This window comes from Mesorhizobium sp. WSM4308 (assembly GCF_002294905.1).
In the GTDB taxonomy this organism is placed as follows: domain Bacteria; phylum Pseudomonadota; class Alphaproteobacteria; order Rhizobiales; family Rhizobiaceae; genus Mesorhizobium.
Genome location: NZ_NSFW01000002.1, coordinates 493797 through 513954, shown reverse-complemented (window position 1 = coordinate 513954; position 20158 = coordinate 493797). Strand labels below are relative to the sequence as shown.

Genomic DNA, 20158 nt, shown 5'->3' with positions numbered 1-20158 from the left:
CCAGAACCCTCAACGCCGCGTCAGTCAGCGCGTTTCTCCATAGCCTCGAGCGCAACGGCGAGGCGCTGCTCCTCGCCGTAGTAGCGAGCCCGATCCCAAAAATGCGGGCGGCCGATGCCGGTCGAGACATGCTCGCCCAGCAGCCTGCCGTTGGCGTCCTCGCCCTTGATGTTGTAGAGGACGATGTCCTGCGTGATGATGACGTCGCCTTCCATCCCGATCACCTCGGTGATGTGAGTGATACGACGCGATCCGTCGCGCAGGCGCGCCGCCTGGATGATCACATCGATGGAACCGACGACGATTTCACGCACGGTTTTCTGCGGCAGCGAATAACCGCCCATGGCGATCATGGATTCGATACGGTTCAGGCATTCGCGCGGGCTGTTCGAGTGGATCGTTCCCATCGAACCGTCATGGCCGGTGTTCATCGCCTGCAGAAGATCGAACACTTCGGGTCCGCGCACCTCGCCGACGATGATGCGCTCGGGCCGCATGCGCAGGCAGTTCTTGACCAGGTCGCGCATCGTCACTTCGCCTTCGCCTTCGAGGTTGGGCGGTCGGGTTTCCAGACGCACGACATGTGGCTGCTGCAGTTGCAGTTCGGCCGAGTCCTCGCAGGTGATGACGCGCTCGTCGCGGTCGATGTAGTTGGTGAGGCAGTTGAGCAGTGTCGTCTTGCCGGAACCGGTGCCGCCCGAGATGACGATGTTGCAGCGAACACGACCGATGATCTTGAGGACTTCGGCGCCCTGCGGCGAGATGGCCCCGAACTTGACCAGCTGATCGAGCGTCAACTTGTCCTTCTTGAATTTGCGGATGGTGAGCGCGGTGCCGTCGATGGCGAGGGGCGGAGCGATGACGTTGACGCGGGAGCCGTCGGGAAGGCGGGCGTCGCAGATCGGGCTGGATTCATCGACACGGCGACCGACCTGACTGACGATGCGCTGGCAGATGTTGAGAAGCTGCTGGTTGTCACGAAAGCGAATGCCGGTCTGCTCGACCTTGCCATTGACTTCGATGTAGACGTTCTTGGAGCCGTTGACCATGATGTCGGCGATGTCGTCGCGGGCGAGCAATGGTTCGAGCGGCCCATAACCAAGCACGTCGTTGCAGATGTCCTCGAGCAATTCCTCCTGCTCGGCGATCGACATTGCGAAATTCTTGATCGCGATGATGTCGTTGACGATGTCGCGGATTTCCTCGCGCGCGGTCTCCGGGTCGAGCTTGGCCAGCTGCGACAGGTCGATCGTGTCGATGAGCGCCGAGAAGACCTGGCTCTTGGTGTCGTAATAGGTTTCGCTCTTTTCGCGTTGGGGGCGCCTCGCCTCCGGCGCGATGGGCGGCGCCTCGACGGCGCGGCGAGCCGGCGGCGCCACAGGCGCGCTTGGCTGCAGCGGTGCCGCGGGCCGGGCAAGAACCGCCGTATCCGCCGAACCCGCTGGCGGCGGCGCGGCCGGCGCCGGTGCTGGCTGGCGGAATTCCGGTGTGAACCGGTTGCCGTCGTCGTTGCCTCTTTTACCGAACATGATCGACTACCGGTTCCAAAAGCGTCACTTCTTGTTGCGCGAGAGCTTGCCGAGCAGACTGCCCAGGCCGGCCTTCTTTTTCGTGCGGATTTCGCTTCGCCCGGTCAGCACGTGGGCAATCTCGTTGATGATCGCGACAACCGGGTTCTTGGCATCCATCTCGCCGAGCATCCGCCCGTTGTTGGCGGCATTGCCGAACAGCAATGGATCGAAGCCGATGACCGACATTGGCGTCAGGCCGAGCGGCTCGGCGAAATCGGACGGCGAAATTTCCGGCCGCTTGGGAACGCCGGCCTGGTTGATGATCAGCTTCGGCGGCGGGTCGTTGGGGCGAAGCCGCTTGAGCATGTCGACCATGTTCTTGGTGTTGCGCAGATTGGCCAGTTCCGGGGTCGCCGTGATGACGATCTCGTCGGCCTTGACCAGCGTGTTCTTGGCCCAGCCCGTCCAGACATGGGGGACGTCCAGGACCAGGAGCGGCACGCTGCGCTGCGCGGTATCGACAAGCTGAGCAAAGGCGTCGGGATCGAAGTCGTAGACGCGTTCCAGCGTCGAGGGCGCGGCGAGCAACGACAAATGCTCGGCGCACTGCGTCAGCAGCCGGTCGAGATAGACTTCGTCGACGCGCTCGGGCGAGAACACCGCTTCGGCGATGCCCTGGGCCGGATCCTGGTCGAAATTGATGTTGGCCGTGCCGAAGGCGAGATCGAGGTCGGCGACGACGACCTCGGATTTGAACAGGGAGGACATCGCCCAGGCGACATTGTGGGCGATGGTGGAAGAGCCGACACCGCCCTTGGCGCCGACAAAGGCGATCGAACGGCCGATGGGTTCAGCCTCCGGATCGACGAAAATCGACGACACGACACTGACGATGTCAGCCATCGAAACGGGCGCGATGACATATTCGGAGATGCCGGAGCGGATGAGCTCGCGATAGAGACCGACATCATTGTAATGGCCGATCACCACCACTTTCGAGGATGGATCGCAGTATTCAGAGAGCTGGGCGAGCTGCTCCAGCAATTGCTTGGGTTCGCTGCGTGACTCCAGCAGGATCAGGTTCGGGGTCGGCGCCGATTGATAGAACTCGATCGCCGTGGGAATGCCGCCCATATGGACTTTGAGATGCGCCTTGGTCATACGGCGGTCCTCGCCGGCGCGCTCGACCGGATTGGCGACGCCCTCGGTCTCGCAGAATGCCTGGATCGAGATGCGCGGAACCGGCCGCAACGCCTGCATCGCGGCGATGTCCTGCGGCGATGTATCACCGCCGTCCACGGTGGCGTCATAGGCAAGATTGCTCATGGTCATGCTCTTTTCCGTGGCTTCTCTTCCTCGAGGGCTCGGCTCAGTACGTCACTTCCGAATTGCCGAGGAATTCATCCGAAATGCCTCTTGCACGATAGACATCGATCACCTTGCCGCGGTTTTCAGCGTCGATGGTGGTCTGCTTGCGCGGCCCGAGCAGATCGGCCGGGTTGGCCATCTGGGCAGCGAGATTGTTTTGATAGGAGCAGCCGAAGTCGGCATAATGCTTGTTTTCCGACGTCTCGAGCACATCGTCGGGCCATCGTCCGCATTTGTCGGTCTGCGCCCTCACCGCGATATAGGAGACGCGAACCGGAGCGGATGTCTCACTCGAGCCGGCCTGGTAGGAGACCACGACGATTCGGTTGCGCTTGATACCGCTGGCGACCGCGAGCCTGGCGAAATCACGGCCGGCCGCCGTCGCGGCGACCTCGTTGGCCGATCCGCTCGGAATCTGGATGGTCAATGTCGGAGCGGCACTCTTGTCATAGCCATCGAGGAAACCGAGCAGCGTGTCGCGCTGCGAACCGGTCATGCCGCGGTCGCCGGCGCCGACAGGCAGGTCGATCTTCTGGTTCTTCTCCGCGATGACGATCGGATGATTGGTGCGATAGTCGTCCGGAACGGCGCCGACGGTGATGCTGTCGCGCTGGGCGCACCCGGCCAGCAGAGCGGCGGTCATCGCCACCGCCAGAACCGGCAGCACCCGCAGGCCGGTCCGCGAACGGCAGGCGCGCATCGTCGTGGCGATGGTCCTTGTCTTCAACGCTGACTGAGACATGTCCGCTTCCCCATTCACTTGTAGATGTAGCCGACAACGCCGTGGTAACGGCCGTTGGGCTTGTCTGTCTGCATGGTGCCGTAGACGCGATTGACCTTGCCAAGAAAATTGGCGGCGCCGTCGCTGGCAGGGTTGAAATTGTCGTCCGGCTTGGCGAGATCGTTGCGCGCCACTGGCTTGGTGAGATAGGGCGTGATGAAAATCACCAGCTCGGTCTCGTTGCGCACGAAGTCCCTACTGCGGAACAAGGTGCCAAGGACCGGGATCTTGGTGAGACCTGGCAGTCCGGAGACCGCTTGACGCACGTCGTCGCGGACCAGACCCGCAATCATCATGGAGCCGCCGGAAGGCAATTCGACCGTGGTGTCGGCAAGGCGCTTACGGATAGACAGCAGTGTGGTGCCAGGTAAGGACCCCCCCGCTTCCAAGGTCGTGCCACCTTCCGTGGTCGGCTCCGAAACGGCCGTCCTGACCTTGAGACTGATACGCCCAGCCGACAGCACGACCGGTTGGAACTCGAGGCCAATACCGTATTCAATCTGCTGGTTGGTGTATGTCACCTGGCCGGTCTGGTTGTCCGTGGAGACGTTGCTTGTGCGCCCGGTAATGATATTGAACTCACCGCCGACCTTGAATGTCGCCTTCTCACCCGAAACAGCCGTCAGTGTCGGTTCAGCCAGGGTTTTCATGACTCCCGACTGTTCCATCGCATTTATGTAGGCCTGAAAGGGTGAGGTTGCGCTTCCAAGGCTAAAGCCTGAATTCTGCGATAGTGGTTTGCCCAAGCCGTAATTCGGCGAGCTTAGCGCGTTCCAGCTGATACCGTTGCTGTTGCCGCTGCCAACCATGTTGACACCAAGCTGCTTCATCACAGAGCGACTGACTTCAGCGACGGTCACCTTGAGCGTGACCTGGTCGTCGCCGATGATCTGCAGAAGATTGACGATCTTCGAGACGCGTCGTTCCTGGTCGGGGTTGTTGATGTCGACGCCGCTCTGGGCCGAGCCGCCGGCCGCGGTCTGCGAATACTGCCCGGTCGTTGCTTCACCGCCTGAGACGAAGATCGTCGCCAGGTCGACCGCCCGCTTCGCGTCCAGCGGCGTATCGACCATTCCGGTCAAGACGACATTGTCGTTCAGCAGTTCCACCTTCACGTCCGAGGTCGGAAGGAAGCGCTTGATATAATCTTCCAGGCCGGCGACGTCGCGTTCGACTGCCAGGTCCAGGCTGGCGATCTGTTCGCCGTTCGGGCCGAAGACGAAAATGTTGGTCTCGCCGACCGATTTGCCGAACAGATAGATACGCCTTGCAGTGCGGGTCACCGCATCGGCAACGGTCGGGTTGGCGACGAGAATGTCGTAGGCATCGCTCGGCAGGTCTATGACCACCGATTTGTTGAGGCCTAGCTTGACGCGCTGCGTGGCTGTCGTGGCCGACACCTGCGTGCTCTTCGCCTCGACGACGCCCTGCACATTCGTTCCCACGAGCAGCAGGCCGAATGCCGCGGCTGCGATTGCCGGCAGTTTACCGCTTAGCCTCATTTCCTTGCCCCTACTTCGGAGACTTCGCCCGACTTGATCAGTCTCACCGTTCCCTTGCGGCCATTGCCGGAAACGAGATAGTCGGCCTCGCCCACATTCTTTTCCTGGGTGTCCGCGACCGCGCGCAAGGCCAGCGTCAGGCGATCCGCCATCTGCTGGGCGACGGTGATGATCTCCGCCTGCTTGGGCGTCAGCTCCAGCGTGGCGGTCTGGCCCACCCTGGTCTTCTTGCCCTCCTCGTCTTCCTGGATCGTCTGGTCGATCGCCAGGACGCGGATGTTCTTGAGGATGGTTTCGGTGTTGAAGCCGGTGCTGCCGCTGTTGGCATCCGCCCTGCGGGTCATGATGACGTCGACGAAATCGTTGGGAAGGATGAAGCCGCCGGCCGAAGTGTCGGCCGAGATGGTCGTGGCGACCGCCCGCATCCCGGAGGGCAGGATGGACGACATGAAGCTCTGCCCCTCGCCGATCAGCTTGGAGCGCCGCACCGGCTCGCCGGCATACATCGGCACGCGGGCGATCGATCCCTTCAATTTCTCCAGGGCGTCGGGAGCATTGGCCTTGGTGATGAAATTCGCGTTGACCCCGTCGGCCGGCCAGGATTGCCAGGAAATGTTGTTTTGAAGCGCGTTGCCCATCGCGACATCGCCCGAGAGCACAAGCACGTCCTGCAGGGGCACGGCGGGAGCCTGGGGGCCGGAATCGACCACGATCTGCGGCGGCGGCGCGGTGACCATGTTCTTCGCGACATAGCCAGCGCCACCCGCCGCGGCCACCGCCACGCTAAGAATAATAAGTCGGGATGCTGGCATCTGTCCGAACCTCGCCCTTGGCAAACCACGTAGCCAAGCCGGACTTTGCAGCGGCAATCGTCAAAACAAGGTTAATGTAATGCTTACGATCGTGATTAATTTAAGGTTTACATAAATTGTCTGGATCGCGCCGCCACGGATCAAAGGGGCCTAGCGAAGGCTCATTTCAAAGCCGGCCGGGCAATGCGGAGGGGGAAACGGAAAACGATCGCGTTCAGCTCGCAAGCCTGGCCAGCGCCCACACCATCAAAGGTGAGTCCGGATAGGTCAGCAGCCCGCCAAGGCCGAGCGCGATCCCGTAGGGAATCCCGACCGACTCTTCCGCGAAATGGCGCAGGAACGGATTGCTGCCCGTCATAACCGCCAGCGGCGACTTCCGGTAAAGCAGGATGGCGATCGTCAGCAGGCCGCCGATGAGTGTCGAGACAACAAGGTATTCGACGAGTTGGATGTTCAACCCCATCCACACGGCCGTCGCGGCCAGCAGCTTGGCATCGCCGCCTCCCATGCCACCCATTGCGAACAGGCCAAACGTCACGGCAAGGACCAGGGCGCCGGCGGCGAAATGCCAACCATAGGCTGCCCATTCCATACCCGTCAGCGGCGCGACCAGCGCGAACACGACGACAAGCAGCACCGACACGCGATTGGCAATTGTCATCGACAGCATGTCGGAGATCGCTGCAAACAGCATGCAGAACGGAAAGACGACGAAGATCAGGGCTTCAAGCATCGGCGCTCATGCCTATTTGTAGGGGCTTCCAAGCAATTCAATATAGGCCGGTTCGATTAACGTTCGATGAGACCCGTAAAGAGAGACGCCCACCCTTGCCAACGAGAACAAAACAGGGGCCGCTATGTAGCGGCCCCTGTCCAGAACATTAGCTGAGCGTTCAGCAATAGGCAGATCAGCTGCCGCTGCTGTTCAGGGTGGTTCCGATCGACGTGAACTTGGCGTTGATTGCATTGCCAAGGGCGCCGGCGCCGGTGATGATGGCGAGCGCGATGAGGGCGGCGATCAGACCATATTCGATAGCGGTCGCGCCGGATTCGTCCTTCACGAAACGTGCAAAAAGGTTAGACATTCGAGAGCTCCTACTCCACGTGTTACAGCACTTCCGTCAACTTCTGTGATGGTTGATCGGATGCTGCCAATCTAGGGAGAAGCTCTTTCGATCGGCTTAATAAACAGCCTTACCGATTCCTTTCCCGGCTCGAACGGAATGCGTGGTTAACCCGACGCTAAGCGCTGGCTAACCTACTGTTTCCCAAGCCAATGCCGCGAAAGACAAGGCTTTGGCAAAGCTTGCGACTGGCGCGAATCCAACCCCGTGAACAGCCACGTCGATCGCCACATCCGGCGCCGGCAAGCCGACTTAACCGTTGGTTCACCAATCTCGTTCATGTTCCGTTGAACAGTTTGCTTGCGGGAGCGCATCGATGGCCGTGCAGAGATCCTCAATCCTGATTGCCGTGCTTCTTGCCGCCACGAGCTTGATCACGCCAGCCGTGGCCGCCGCCGATATCGAAGTGACGATGAATCAGGCCAAGATCGTGAAGTTGTCGCGTCCCGCCGACACGATCGTCGTCGGCAACCCGGCCATCGCTGATGCCTCGGTCCAGGACGCCTCCACGATCGTGCTCACCGGCAAGGGTTTCGGCGTCACCAATCTCGTCGTTCTCGACCAGGAGGGCAGCCCGATCGTCGACGCGCAGGTTACCGTCGTGCGGCAGGCGGCCTCGTCGGTTCGCATTTACCGGCGTGCAGAGGTCCAGACCATGTCCTGCACGCCCTATTGCGAAAGCTCCTACAAGAGCGAGGCTGAAAAATCCTCCGAGGCCGAGATGAGCGTGAGCAAATAGGCTACGCGGCGCCACCAGCCTGTCCAGGTTACCGGCCGGTTAAGGCGCCGGCGCCGACTTTAACGATCATTCAAACCGGGCCTCAATTGGTTTGCGCTAGTACACCTGTCGGAACCGTCCAGGGGTGGCAGGAACAGGACATGGGCAACGAATTCAGCTCGACAGATCAGCACAAGGCGGAGCGCGCCGGGTTTCTGACGCGCTTCCTTCGCAATCGCCGTGGCAGCACCGCCATCGAATTCTCGATACTTGCATTGCCGTTCGCCCTCCTCATATTCGCCATCCTTGAAAGCTGCATCTCATTTGCCGGCCAGGAAGTGATGGCCAACATCACCGACGATGTCGCGCGTCAGTTGCGCACCGGCCAGCTGCGGCCGGCGGATGTCGCCGGGAGCAAATTGACGACCCTGATCTGCGGCAGGCTGCAGATCATCGTCTCCACGGATTGCCCGCAACAACTGCTCGTGGACCTTCGCGAGTATCCGACCTTCGCGGACGCGGCCACCGCGACCTTCAAGATCCAGAACGGCGATGTCGTGCTGATGCAAGGCACGAACTCACAGACTTTCGCAAACACGCCTGGCCTGGCGGAATCTAAGAACATGCTGCGGGTCTTCTACAAATGGCCTGTCATGACCGATCTGATGGCCAAGTCGATGGCCAATCTGAGTGGTGGCAGGACGCTGCATTTTGCGTCGGTGACCTGGCAGAACGAGCCGTTCGACAATTGAGTTCAGAACGACCAACAAGAAAAAGGCAAATGCCATGATGCGTGCGGGGGCACATCTGAAAATCTCGGAGTCCTGGAGCAGAGCCATCGGATTCTGGTCTAATCGCAAGGGCATCGCGGCGGTCGAGTTCGCTCTTATCGTTCCGATCCTGCTGGTCTTGTACTTCATGACCATGGAGGCTTCGCAGGCCATCGAGACCAGCAAGAAGGTCAGCCGCATCGGCAGCATGGTTGCCGATCTCGTCACGCAGCAGCCGACCATCGTCAAGACGGATCTCGACGCCATCATGAAAATCGGCACCTCGACCATTCAGCCCTACAACCGATCGACGCCGAACATCACGATCACGGCAATACAGGTCACGACCGACGCAACGCCGCTGGTGAAAGTGGTGTGGTCGCGCAAGGTGGCGGGTGGCGTCTACGGCGTCGGTGCCGCCGCGGGCACGACCACGACGGTTCCGGCAACGCTCAGGGTCGCCGGAACCTTCCTCATCCGCGTCGAGAGCAATCTGGCCTATACACCGATCATCGGCTGGACGACGGACACCCAGCAGAAGCTCGGATTGACCCAATCCCTTACCACCACGATCCCGATGGGCGAGACCTACTACCTGCGTCCGCGCAGAAGCCTGACCATCCCCTGCGGCGATTGCTGAAGCCTTTTACTGCCGGCCGCCATCGGCCGACACCAGGCGCACGATGGCTTGCGCCGTCGCATAGTCTTTTGGGGCCACGGTCAGAAAGCCGCCGGAGTGCTTCGATTCCAGGAGATCGTAGACATCCGGCGTCGTCGATTTGAGGTTGGTGAGGAATACGGTCAGCCGGCGCCTGGCTTCCGGGTCGAGATCGCTGCGCACGGCATGGGGACCGTATCTCAGCAGGCTCGACATCCACACCACCTGGAGAGCCGACGGCGAAAGGCCGGCCGCTTCGAGCCTGGCCTGCGTGCCGCCGGATAGCAGCGGCTGGCCGTCGGCCGCCGCCCTCACCCAGCCGAACGTGGCGTCGGCATGGCCGTCGACAAGCATGGTTTCCGCCGCGGACGCCGTATCGGCACGGATCAGAAACGGGGCATCCTCGGCGATCTCAGCGTGTTCGGCGGCCAGCTCCATCAGCGGCAAAAGCGAGCCCCCGACGCTGTCCGGCGGCGGCATGGCGATCCGGTGCGTCTCCATCGCCGCCAGGCCTGACAGCTTGCCGTCCCGGGTCAACAGCACGGAGCGGATGCCGACCGCACCATCGGAATCGACCGGAGCCACAAGCGGTTCGACACATCCGCAACGCTGCAGCGCCGTCGCGTAGGCCGTCGCCGAATAGATGGCGTACTCGATCCGGGCGTTGGCCTGCGCCTCGATCAGTGCCGCGTAGTCGCGCGCGACGACAAACTCCACCTTCATGCCAAGCGCGTTGGTAAAGGATTGCGTCAACAGCGGCAGCCCCGGGACAGTGTTGCCGGCGCCAGGCTCGGCGACGATGCCGATGCGGAATGTGCCGATATCGTCGCGCCAGTCGGCCCGCGCCGGACCACAGCAGAGCGCGCCGTGCATGACCACGAGGGCAGCATATGTCTTCAGCGCGGCGCTCATGACAAGACCGTCCTGCGTTTCCTTCGATCCATGTCCAAGCCCGTGCGTCGTGCTTTACATCTCGGATTGTATCTGTCGTCGTTGCCCCAACCCGCGCGCACTTGGGCGACATGCTCTCTTGGTTTGTCCATGCCGTTGTCCCAAAACCGCTGCACGTTTTCGGGCGACATGGACTGGACTGTCGCGCCAAGCCGTTGCCGTTTGGTTTCCGAATTGCCAATGCCGTCTTGGAACCCTATGTCTGGGCGTCCAAACTGGCAACAATGACCGATGGCGCGCGCTTTCCTCTTCGTCCTGGACTCTTTCGGCATCGGCGGTGCGACCGACGCCGAACGCTATGGCGACGCCGGCGCCAACACGCTTGCGCACATTGCCGAAGCTTGCGCCGAAGGGCGCGCGGATCGCGAGCGGCTTCGGCAAGGGCCGCTGTTTGTCCCGCACATGGCGTCGCTCGGGCTTGGCAAGGCAGCGGAGACGGCGACAGGGTTGGGTTTTGCCCATTTCGGGACGGATCTGGTCGCCAACGCCTTCCATGGCGCGGCGCAGGAAGTTTCGAGCGGCAAGGACACGCCCTCCGGCCACTGGGAGATCGCCGGGCTGCCGGTGCGTTTCGACTGGGGTTACTTCCCGGATACGGTTCCGGCCTTTCCCGCTGATCTGACCGCGGCGATGATCCGCGAGGGCGAGGTGCCAGGCATCCTCGGCAACTGCCATGCGCCGGGCACCGAAATCATCGAACGGTTCGGCGAGGAACACATCCGTACCGGCAAGCCGATCTGTTACACCTCCGTCGATTCGGTCCTGCAGATCGCCGCGCATGAAGTTCATTTCGGGTTGGATCGGCTTTATGAATTCTGTCAGGTGGTGCGCCGGCTGGTTGATCCGCTCAGAATCGGGCGCGTGATCGCACGACCGTTCGTCGGCGAGACCGCCGCCACCTTCCAGCGGACCTACAATCGCCATGACTATGCCGTGCCACCTCCGGAGCCGACCTTGCTTGACCGGCTGACGGCGCGGGGAAGCCGCGTCATCGCCGTCGGCAAGATCGGTGACATCTTCGCCCATCGCGGGATTTCGGAAGTGCGCAAGGCCGCCGGCAACATGGCCATGTTCGACAAGGCGCTCGGTGCGATGGACGATGCCGGCGACGGCGATCTCGTTTTCGCCAATTTCGTCGATTTCGACACCGAATTCGGCCACCGCCGCGACGTCGCCGGCTATGCCGCCGCGCTCGAGGCCTTCGACCGACGGCTGCCGGAAGCATTCGCCAAGCTGCGGCAGGGCGACCTTCTCATCCTGACGGCCGACCACGGCAATGACCCGACCTGGCGAGGGACCGATCACACGCGTGAACGCATCCCGGTGATCGGCATGGGACCGGGTCTGGCAGGTGGCGATATCGGACTGAGAACGACATTCGCCGATATCGGCGAAACCGTCGCCGAACACCTCGGGCTGGCGCCCGGCCGCTACGGCACTTCTTTCCATGCGATGATTGGCGGCCATGCCTGAATTGCCCGAAGTCGAAACGGTCCGGCGTGGCCTGCAGCCGGTCCTGGAAGGTGCCCGTCTGACCAGGGTCGAGGCGCGTCGGCCAGACCTCCGGTTTCCCTTTCCCGAACGGTTTTCGGAAAGGCTGACGGGCAGGACCATCACTGCACTCGGCCGCCGGGCCAAATATCTGACCATGCATGTGCAGGACGGCCCCGTGCTGATCTGCCATCTCGGCATGTCGGGCTCCTTTCGCGTCGAGACCGACGACGACGGTGAGACACCCGGCGTGTTCCACCACGAGCGCTCGAAAAGCACGGCACACGACCATGTGGTGTTCGATGTGGTCGGTGCCGACGGCGCCCGGTCCCGCGTGATCTTCAACGACCCGCGCCGCTTCGGCTTCATGCTGTTTGCGGAAGGATCGCCGGAGACGCACCCGATGCTGGCCGGACTGGGCGTCGAGCCAACGGGCAACAGGCTGGACGGCGCGCTGCTCGCCTCGTTGCTGCAAGGCCGCGGATCGCCGCTGAAGGCAGCACTTCTTGACCAGAAGCTGATCGCGGGACTTGGCAATATTTATGTCTCGGAGGCGCTTTGGCGCGCCGGCCTGTCGCCCTTGCGGGAGGCGGGCACCATCGCCAAGCCGGGCAAGAAGGCCAGACAACAAAGCGAACGCCTCGCCGAGGCGATCCGCTCGGTCATATCGGATGCCATCGCCGCCGGCGGGTCTTCGCTGCGCGACTACATGCACACCGACGGATCGCTGGGCTATTTCCAGCATTCCTTCGCCGTCTACGACCGTGAGGGCGAGCCCTGCCCGAAGCCTGGCTGCGGCGGCCATATCGAGCGCGTCGTGCAGAGCGGACGCTCGACCTTCTATTGCCGGACGTGTCAGAGCTGAGTTAGACCGGGGTGGAGCGAGGAGAAGCAGCCATGGCCTATGAAACGATCATCACCGAGACGCGCGGCAAGGTCGGACTGGTCACTCTGAACCGGCCAAAGGCGCTCAATGCGCTGAACCTTCAGCTTCTGGCCGAACTGGTCGGGGCCGTGAAGGACTTCGACGCCGACGCCGGCATCGGCGCCGTGGTCATTACAGGTTCCGACAAGGCCTTTGCCGCTGGCGCCGACATCAAGGAAATGCAGGCAATCTCCTTTGCGGACGCCTATCTGCAGGACCTGTTCGGCGGCTGGGAAGACCTGACGCGGGTGCGCAAACCCGTTATCGCCGCGGTGGCCGGCTATGCGCTCGGCGGCGGATGCGAACTGGCAATGATGTGCGACTTCATCATTGCCGCCGACACGGCCAAATTCGGTCAGCCCGAAATCACGCTCGGCGTCATTCCCGGCATGGGCGGGTCGCAACGCCTGACCCGGTTTGTCGGCAAGTCGAAGGCAATGGACATGTGCCTGACCGGACGGACGATGGATGCGGCGGAAGCCGAGCGCTCAGGTCTGGTGTCGCGGGTCGTGCCCGCCGCCGAGCTTGTCGAGGAGGCGGTCAAGGCGGCCGCCAAGATCGCCGACTTCTCGCTGCCGTCGGTGATGATGGCGAAGGAAGCCGTCAACCGTTCCTATGAGACGACGCTGGCCGAGGGATTGCGGTTCGAACGTCGTCTGTTCCATTCGCTTTTCGCGCTCGAAGACCAGAAGGAAGGCATGGCGGCCTTCGCCGAAAAGCGGAAGCCGAATTTCGCCAATCGGTAGAGCCTTGCCGGCCCGCGATCGAAACCCTGTGGCGTCGGCCAAAAAGAACGCCAGGCAGCGTTGACGCGCCGGAAAAGCTGAACTATAAGCCGCACCAACCGAGGCGGCCCTGTGGCTGCCCGTTTGTTTTTTGCGCCCTGCGGCATGCCGCGTGCGCCGACCAGATCAGAAGAGAGGCATCATGGCCAACACATCCTCGGCCAAAAAGGCAACGCGCAAGATCGCCCGCCGCGCGGCGATCAACAAGAACCGCCGCTCGCGCGTGCGCACCTATGTCCGCCAGGTCGAAGAGGCGCTCGCCTCCGGTGACAAGGCAGCCGCGCAGGCCGCCTTCAAGGCCGCCGAGCCGGAATTGATGCGGGCCGCAACCAAGGGCGTCATCCACAAGAACACGGCGTCCCGCAAGGTGTCGCGCCTGGCCGCACGGCTCAAGGTGCTGTCGGCCTAACATCGCTATACAGACTAGCTTGTCTAAAACCCGGCCGATCGCGCCGGGTTTTTTTCGTTTGCCGGCAAGTACTTAAAAAGAATGCTCGGAAACGGCGCCTAGGGCGGCTTCCAAGCTTTCAAATGCTTTGCCGGCACATACATGCCCGCCGATGGTTGGCACGCTTAAAAAGCGTCGCCCAGGAAATCCTTGGCTATCAGAAATAAGCAATATTTTTCAGACAGTTAGCAATGGTCATCCACAGCATGTCCACAGCGCTCCAAAGGGACGGGAGGACAACTGGCTGTCAAGCGAATTATTTCAGAATATTTCGTATCGGCCCGGCTTTTTCATATTCGCCGGAAAAGGGTTTGAATCACAATGGCTTTGTCAAAATACGCCGCTGCGGTATGGCGCCCGAAGGCGCCGGAGGTAACCAGATTCCTTAAAAATCCGTTAGACGTGGCCTTGCCCTATCCACAGCGATTTCGGTAATGTCCATCCATCGAAGGGGACGGGCCTCTGGTCCTTAACCCAGCCTGACGCGGCCAGCTTAAATTGGCGGGATTTGCGACGCGGATCAATTCCGCGGACGGCTTTGGTTTGCTCTTTTCGATACGGTAGGGGACTGGCGTAACGAGACATGGCAGGTTGACAGCGCGCCGGCGTTTTTCGCCGGACGATGTTGTATTGCCCTGACATACCCAACGCGGACTGGCTTCCATGGGCCGGCACCGGTTCCCTACGGATTGTGGCGACGTTCATTGCCGGCGGCGGCAACGGGCATCGTAGCGAAGACACAGTCGCTGGAACAAGGATGCAGGAGGCGCATCCCCGGCGGAAAACAGGTACAGAAAGACAAGGAACTCGATCATGCAGAGCGGCATCGAAAGGGAGCTTACGGGCGACCTCCCATTTCCTGGAACTTTGATCGGAGCAAACGAGATGGCGGTCTCCAGCGACGCGGAACAGAAGTTCGACCGGGTCAAAGCCCAGTTGAAGGCGCGTCTGGGAGCTGAAGTCTATTCGAGCTGGTTCGGCCGCATGAAGGTCGCGGAAGCGTCCAAGGGCATTGTCCGCATCTCGGTCCCCACCGCGTTCCTGCGCTCGTGGATCAATGGCCATTACCTCGACCTCATCTCCGAACTGTGGAAGCAGGAGGATGCCGATCTCCTCAAGATCGAGATCGTGGTGCGCACGGCCACTCGTCAGGGGCGCAGCCATGTCGAACCGGAATTGGCGCCGGCGCGCAAGATGACACGGCAGACGCAGACGGCGCTGGCCGCCGGCACCGTAAGCCCCGGCAGGGTCGAACGGCCCCCGGTACCGCGCCCGGGTGCGGCGGTCGAGAGCGAGTTCCGCCATAATGTTCTGGGGTCGCCGCTTGATCCGCGCTACACGTTCGGCTCCTTCATCGAGGGGCCGTCGAACCGGGTGGCGTTCGCCGCCGCCAAGGCCGTGGCGGAATCGCAGTCGAGCGCCGTGCGCTTCAATCCACTATTCCTGCATGCGACCGTCGGGCTCGGCAAGACCCACCTGCTGCAGGCCATCGCGGCGGAATCGCTGAAGCAAAACCCGAAGGCCCGCGTCGTCTATCTCACCGCGGAATATTTCATGTGGCGCTTCGCCACGGCGATCCGCGACAACAACGCGCTGACGCTCAAGGAGCAGCTGCGCGACATCGACCTCCTGATCATCGACGACATGCAGTTCCTGCAGGGCAAGTCGATCCAGCATGAATTCTGCCATTTGATCAACATGCTGCTCGACAGCGCCAAGCAGGTCGTTGTCGCTGCCGACCGGCCGCCGTCGGAGCTGGAATCTCTGGAGCCGCGCGTCCGCTCGCGTCTCAATGGCGGCGTCGCGCTTGAAATGTCGGCGCCCGATTTCGCCATGCGCCTCGGCATGCTCAAGCTGCGCCTGGCCACGGCCAGGGTCGACGACGCATCGCTCGACATTTCCGAAGAGATCCTCAATCACGTCGCCCGCACCGTGACCGGCAGCGGACGCGAACTGGAGGGCGCCTTCAATCAGCTGCTGTTCCGGCAGTCGTTCGAGCCGCAGATCACCATCGACCGCATCGATGAGATCCTCGGCCACATCTATCGCACCGGGGAGCCGAAGCGGGTCCGCATTGAGGACATCCAGCGCATCGTGGCGCGCCACTACAATGTGTCGAAGACCGAATTGCTTTCCAACCGGCGCACGCGCACCATCGTCAAGCCACGGCAGGTCGCGATGTACCTGTCGAAGGTGATGACGCCCCGCTCACTGCCGGAAATCGGACGGCGCTTCGGCGGCCGCGACCACACCACCGTGCTGCACGCCGTGCGCAAGATCGAAGACCTTTCCGGCAATGACAACACGCTGGCACAGGAACTCGAGCTGCTGCGACGGCTGATCAACGATCAGGCCTGATCGGGCCCGGAACAGGCAAGCCGGAACTGCGTTAGAATTCAACGGCTTGCCTGCCCAGCTGTCGGTCCGGAATGGGCTCGCGGCATCGACCGGCGACGATCCAGATTCCGGATTCAGCACACCGGCAGGAGGTCTTCGCGGCGTTTATCCCCAGAAAGCCCGCGCAGCCGGCCCGAACCGGTGTCGCGGGCTTGCGTTTGCTAGCTTTTTCCTGTCAGTTTACGCAGATTCTGAGCCTGTTCAGACCTTTCGCGGGGCGCCGCCAGCCGGAGACCCGCTCATCCTTTCAAGCGAGCCTGTTTCGTCATGCGTGTTATCCTGGAACGGTCAAATCTCCTGAAGTCGCTCAACCACGTCCACCGTGTGGTCGAACGGCGCAACACGATACCGATCCTGTCCAATGTGCTGCTCAGCGCCGAAGGCGCCAGCCTGGAAATGAAGGCCACCGACCTCGACCTGGAGGTGACGGAAGCAACGCCAGCCAAGGTGGAGCGTGGCGGGGCGACGACGGTCCCCGCGCATCTGCTCTACGACATCGTGCGCAAGCTTTCGGACGGCGCCGAGGTGATGCTGAAAACGGACGAGGACGGCAACGCCATGACGGTGACGTCGGGCCGCTCGAGCTTCCGCCTGCAGTGCCTGCCGCAATCCGATTTCCCCGAACTTTCGGCCGGATCGTTCTCGCATATCTTCCGGCTCGACTCGGTTGCCCTGAAGGGGCTGATCGAGAAGACGCAGTTCGCCATTTCCACCGAGGAGACGCGCTATTATCTCAACGGCATCTACCTGCACACGCATGAAGTCGGCGGCAAGCTGAAGCTGCGCTCGGTGGCGACCGACGGCCACCGCCTGGCGCGCGCCGAAATCGACGCGCCAGCAGGTTCCGAAGGCATGCCGGGCATCATCATTCCGCGCAAGACGGTGAGCGAGCTGCAGAAACTGGTCGACGATCCGGATGTCGCCGTGACCACCGAACTATCCGATACCAAGATCCGCTTCACCATCGGCAGCGTGGTCCTGACCTCGAAGCTGATCGACGGCACCTTCCCCGATTATCAGCGGGTCATTCCGACGGGCAACGACAAGAAGCTGATCCTCGACCGCCAGAGCTTTGCCGCTGCGGTCGATCGCGTCTCGACCATTTCCTCCGAACGCGGCCGCGCGGTGAAGCTTTCGATCAGCGAAGGCCAGGTGACGCTTGCGGTCAACAACCCGGATTCCGGCAGCGCCACCGAGGAACTGGCTGCCGATTACTCGTCCGACCCGATCGAGATCGGCTTCAACGCCAAATATCTGCTCGATGTCGCCGCGCAGCTGACCGGCACGGAAGCCAAATTCATGCTGGCCGATGCCGGCTCCCCGACCCTGATCCACGACATGGCCGACGAGACCGCGCTTTACGTGCTGATGCCGATGCGGGTGTAGCCGGCGCTGCATCATCGATCCGGCGCTGCGACAGGACCGGCGGCAAGAACAATGATTGCGGCACTTCTACAGGCGGATAGCGGTTGCCGGCACAGACGCATATAAGTAAGCTTACACTTACTAATTTCCGCAACTATGCGGCGCTGGCGATCGATCTCGCCCCGGGCGCAGTCGTGTTTTCCGGCGACAATGGCGCCGGCAAAACCAACCTGCTCGAAGCGATTTCCTTTCTGACGCCCGGGCGTGGCTTGCGCCGTGCCCCTTACGCCGATGTCGCGCGCGAAGGCGGCGATGGCGGCTTTGCGCTGCATGCCCAGCTCGATGGGCCCGACGGCCAGGTCGAGATCGGCACGGGCATTTCCGTCGGCGAGGGCGAAGGCGGAAGGCGCGTTCGCATCAACGGCGCGACCGCCCGATCGGCCGAAGACATGCTGGAATGGCTGCGCGTGGTGTGGCTGACGCCGGCCATGGACGCGCTTTTCACCGGACCGGCCGCGGATCGCCGGCGCTTTCTCGACCGGCTGGTGCTGGCGATCGATCCCGGCCACGGCCAGCGTGCGCTCGACTACGAAAAGGCCATGCGCGGCCGTAATCGCCTGCTTACGGATGGATCTCGCGACGATCGCTGGTTCGAGGCGATCGAGACGCAGATGGCCGAAACCGGCGTCGCCATTGCGGCGGCGCGCGCCGAACTGGTGCGCCTGCTCGCCGCCATGATCGACAGGCTGCCCGACACGGGGCCGTTCCCGCAGGCCGACATCAGCCTTTCGGGCGATCTGGAAGCCGAGGTTTCCAGCGCGCCGGCGGTCGATGTCGAGGAGCGGTTCCGCCGCGCGCTCGCCGGTGGACGTGATCGCGATCGTGCCGCGGGACGAACGCTCGAAGGCCCGCACCGTTCCGATCTCCTGGTGCGGCACCGGCCCAAGGCGATGCCGGCCGAGCTTTGTTCGACCGGCGAGCAGAAGGCCTTGCTGGTCGGCATCGTGCTCTCGCACGCACGACTGACCGGCGAGATGTCCGGTATGACGCCGATCCTGCTGCTGGATGAGATCGCCGCCCATCTCGACGGAGGGCGGCGGGCGGCACTGTTCTCGATCCTCGAGGAGTTGAACTGCCAGGCCTTCATGACGGGAACCGATGCCGCGCTGTTCTCCAGCCTCAGGGGGCGTGCGCAATTCCTGACCGTCGACCATGGCACGGTTGGGCCAACCGAAGACGCCTGACAAGGTTTTTCGGCCGCTGTATTGTCCTGACATGACCACTGCGCTCACCGCCGACGAGATCGAACGCTATGCCCGCCACATCGTGCTGCCGGAGGTCGGCGGTGCGGGCCAACAGAAACTCAAGCAAGCGCGCGTCCTGGTGATCGGCGCCGGCGGGCTGGGCGCGCCGGTGCTCGAATACCTTGCGGCGGCCGGCGTCGGCACGCTCGGCATTGTCGACGACGACACCGTGTCGCTCTCCAATCTGCAGCGTCAGGTCATCCACGACACCGATACGGTCGGTAAACTGAAAACCGACAGCGCCAGGGCGGCAATCGCCCGCATCAATCCCAACACCGCGGTCGAGACGCACACGTTCCGGCTGAGCGCCGACAACGCCCCTGCCCTCGTCGCCCGCTATGACATCGTGGTCGACGGTTCCGACAATTTCGAGACCCGTTATACGGTGGCCGACGCCTGTGCGAGCGCGCGTAAACCCCTGGTGCATGCCGCCGTTGGTCGCTTCGACGGCTCGGTGACGGTGCTGAAGCCTTTCGAGGTCGGCAAGGATGGCAAGCCTAACCCGGGCTATCGCGATCTCTTTCCCGAAGCGCCACCGCCAGGCCTGGTGCCGTCCTGCGCCGAGGCCGGGGTGCTTGGTGCGCTCACCGGCGTCGTCGGCACGCTGCAGGCGATGGAGGCGATCAAGCTGATCACCGGCATCGGCGAGCCGCTGGTCGGCCGACTGCTGCTCTACGACGCGCTCGCCGCGCGCTTTGAGACGATCCGCTACGCCAGGCGCTGACCTTGGAGCGGACCATGCCCCTTACAATCGACCGCATTCCGGCCGATTTCGGCCGCTGGGACGAGGTGCTTACCTTGATCATGCGTGCCTTCGCCTTCATGGACGGCGTCATCGACCCTCCGTCCTCGGCTCACCTGCTCACCGTCGACACACTGCGCGACAAGGCCCGGCGGGAGACCGGGTTCGTGGCCATCGATAGCGACAGGATCGTCGGCTGCGTCTTCGCTGAGGAAAGGGCCGACGATCTTTACGTCGGCAAGCTCGCCGTCGCCCCGGACTGCCAGGGGCAAGGCATCGGCCGGCGACTGATGAAGTCGGTCGAACGTCTCGCGCTCGATCGCGGCAAGGCGGCGCTGGAACTGCAGACGCGCATCGAGCTTACCGCCAATCACGCCGCCTTTGCCCGCCTCGGCTTTCACGAGACCGGGCGGACGGCGCATGAGGGCTACGCCAAGCCGACATCGATCACCATGCGCAAGGTTCTTTCGTAAGCCTTGGCTTGCATTTGAAGAACAGGGAGCGCG

The 20158-nt window shown here is 62.5% G+C and carries 20 protein-coding genes; 12 read left to right on the top strand and 8 right to left on the bottom strand.

The features are described from left to right. Positions 1–20: 20 nt before the first annotated feature. The 7 genes from CK227_RS05285 to CK227_RS05255 all read right to left on the bottom strand — a co-directional run bounded on the left by CK227_RS05285 (position 21) and on the right by CK227_RS05255 (position 7059). Positions 21–1529: a CpaF family protein gene (locus tag CK227_RS05285; RefSeq protein WP_095771851.1), complete on the bottom strand. Its 1509-nt coding sequence runs from the start codon at positions 1527–1529 to the stop codon at positions 21–23. 24 nt (positions 1530–1553) lie between these two features. Next, positions 1554–2843 carry a CpaE family protein gene (locus CK227_RS05280; protein WP_020629131.1) on the bottom strand — a complete coding sequence of 430 codons (1290 nt, stop codon included), beginning with the start codon at positions 2841–2843 and terminating at the stop codon, positions 1554–1556. Between the two features lie 37 nt (positions 2844–2880). Continuing rightward, complete coding sequence (locus CK227_RS05275) at positions 2881–3621, bottom strand: CpaD family pilus assembly protein (RefSeq protein ID WP_095771850.1); 741 nt, start codon at positions 3619–3621, stop codon at positions 2881–2883. Positions 3622–3635: 14 nt separating this feature from the next. After that, on the bottom strand, positions 3636–5162 hold the full coding sequence (locus CK227_RS05270; RefSeq protein ID WP_095771849.1) for a type II and III secretion system protein family protein: 1527 nt from the start codon (positions 5160–5162) through the stop codon (positions 3636–3638). Beyond that, on the bottom strand, positions 5159–5974 hold the full coding sequence (gene cpaB, locus CK227_RS05265) for a Flp pilus assembly protein CpaB (RefSeq protein WP_095771848.1): 816 nt from the start codon (positions 5972–5974) through the stop codon (positions 5159–5161). Before cpaB ends, CK227_RS05270 begins: the two co-directional genes overlap by 4 nt. A 214-nt stretch (positions 5975–6188) precedes the next feature. After that, positions 6189–6707, bottom strand: coding sequence for a prepilin peptidase (locus CK227_RS05260; RefSeq protein ID WP_095771847.1), 519 nt, complete (start codon positions 6705–6707; stop codon positions 6189–6191). A gap of 175 nt (positions 6708–6882) precedes the next feature. Next, entirely contained in the window at positions 6883–7059 is a 177-nt protein-coding gene (locus CK227_RS05255; protein ID WP_027043512.1) for a Flp family type IVb pilin, read from the bottom strand. A gap of 355 nt (positions 7060–7414) precedes the next feature. Between CK227_RS05255 and CK227_RS05250 the strand changes: the two genes are divergently transcribed. The 3 genes from CK227_RS05250 (at position 7415) to CK227_RS05240 (ending at position 9226) form a co-directional block, all read left to right on the top strand. Further along, positions 7415–7837 carry a pilus assembly protein N-terminal domain-containing protein gene (locus CK227_RS05250; RefSeq protein ID WP_095771846.1) on the top strand — a complete coding sequence of 141 codons (423 nt, stop codon included), beginning with the start codon at positions 7415–7417 and terminating at the stop codon, positions 7835–7837. Between the two features lie 140 nt (positions 7838–7977). Next, a complete protein-coding gene (locus tag CK227_RS05245; RefSeq protein ID WP_095771845.1) occupies positions 7978–8568 on the top strand; it encodes a TadE/TadG family type IV pilus assembly protein in 591 nt (196 codons plus the stop codon). A 34-nt stretch (positions 8569–8602) separates the two neighbouring features. Next, a complete protein-coding gene (locus CK227_RS05240) occupies positions 8603–9226 on the top strand; it encodes a TadE/TadG family type IV pilus assembly protein (RefSeq protein ID WP_095771844.1) in 624 nt (207 codons plus the stop codon). A gap of 6 nt (positions 9227–9232) precedes the next feature. On the opposite strand, the gene CK227_RS05235 is transcribed toward CK227_RS05240, so the two are convergent. Beyond that, the gene (locus CK227_RS05235) at positions 9233–10156 is read right to left on the bottom strand and encodes a phosphate/phosphite/phosphonate ABC transporter substrate-binding protein (RefSeq protein ID WP_095771843.1); all 924 of its coding nucleotides are present in this window, start codon (positions 10154–10156) and stop codon (positions 9233–9235) included. A gap of 270 nt (positions 10157–10426) precedes the next feature. On the opposite strand from CK227_RS05235, the gene CK227_RS05230 reads away from it, so the two are divergent. The 9 genes from CK227_RS05230 (at position 10427) to CK227_RS05190 (ending at position 20125) form a co-directional block, all read left to right on the top strand. Next, the gene (locus CK227_RS05230) at positions 10427–11668 is read left to right on the top strand and encodes a phosphopentomutase (protein WP_095771842.1); all 1242 of its coding nucleotides are present in this window, start codon (positions 10427–10429) and stop codon (positions 11666–11668) included. Further along, entirely contained in the window at positions 11661–12551 is an 891-nt protein-coding gene (gene mutM, locus CK227_RS05225) for a bifunctional DNA-formamidopyrimidine glycosylase/DNA-(apurinic or apyrimidinic site) lyase (protein WP_095771841.1), read from the top strand. The genes CK227_RS05230 and mutM overlap by 8 nt, the downstream gene beginning before the upstream one ends. Positions 12552–12583: 32 nt before the next feature. Then, positions 12584–13357 carry an enoyl-CoA hydratase gene (locus CK227_RS05220; protein ID WP_095771840.1) on the top strand — a complete coding sequence of 258 codons (774 nt, stop codon included), beginning with the start codon at positions 12584–12586 and terminating at the stop codon, positions 13355–13357. Between the two features lie 181 nt (positions 13358–13538). Then, a complete protein-coding gene (gene rpsT / locus CK227_RS05215; protein ID WP_010913342.1) occupies positions 13539–13805 on the top strand; it encodes a 30S ribosomal protein S20 in 267 nt (88 codons plus the stop codon). 852 nt (positions 13806–14657) lie between these two features. Then, positions 14658–16202 (top strand): chromosomal replication initiator protein DnaA, encoded by a 1545-nt coding sequence (gene dnaA / locus CK227_RS05210; RefSeq protein ID WP_095771839.1) that lies wholly within the window; start codon positions 14658–14660, stop codon positions 16200–16202. Between the two features lie 306 nt (positions 16203–16508). Further along, the gene (gene dnaN, locus CK227_RS05205; RefSeq protein ID WP_010913340.1) at positions 16509–17627 is read left to right on the top strand and encodes a DNA polymerase III subunit beta; all 1119 of its coding nucleotides are present in this window, start codon (positions 16509–16511) and stop codon (positions 17625–17627) included. 83 nt (positions 17628–17710) lie between these two features. After that, positions 17711–18850, top strand: a complete 1140-nt coding sequence (gene recF / locus CK227_RS05200; RefSeq protein WP_095771838.1) for a DNA replication/repair protein RecF — start codon at positions 17711–17713, stop codon at positions 18848–18850. Positions 18851–18881: 31 nt separating this feature from the next. Further along, positions 18882–19634, top strand: a complete 753-nt coding sequence (locus tag CK227_RS05195; protein ID WP_095771837.1) for a molybdopterin-synthase adenylyltransferase MoeB — start codon at positions 18882–18884, stop codon at positions 19632–19634. A 14-nt stretch (positions 19635–19648) separates the two neighbouring features. Continuing rightward, positions 19649–20125 carry a GNAT family N-acetyltransferase gene (locus CK227_RS05190; protein ID WP_095771970.1) on the top strand — a complete coding sequence of 159 codons (477 nt, stop codon included), beginning with the start codon at positions 19649–19651 and terminating at the stop codon, positions 20123–20125. Positions 20126–20158: the final 33 nt, after the last annotated feature.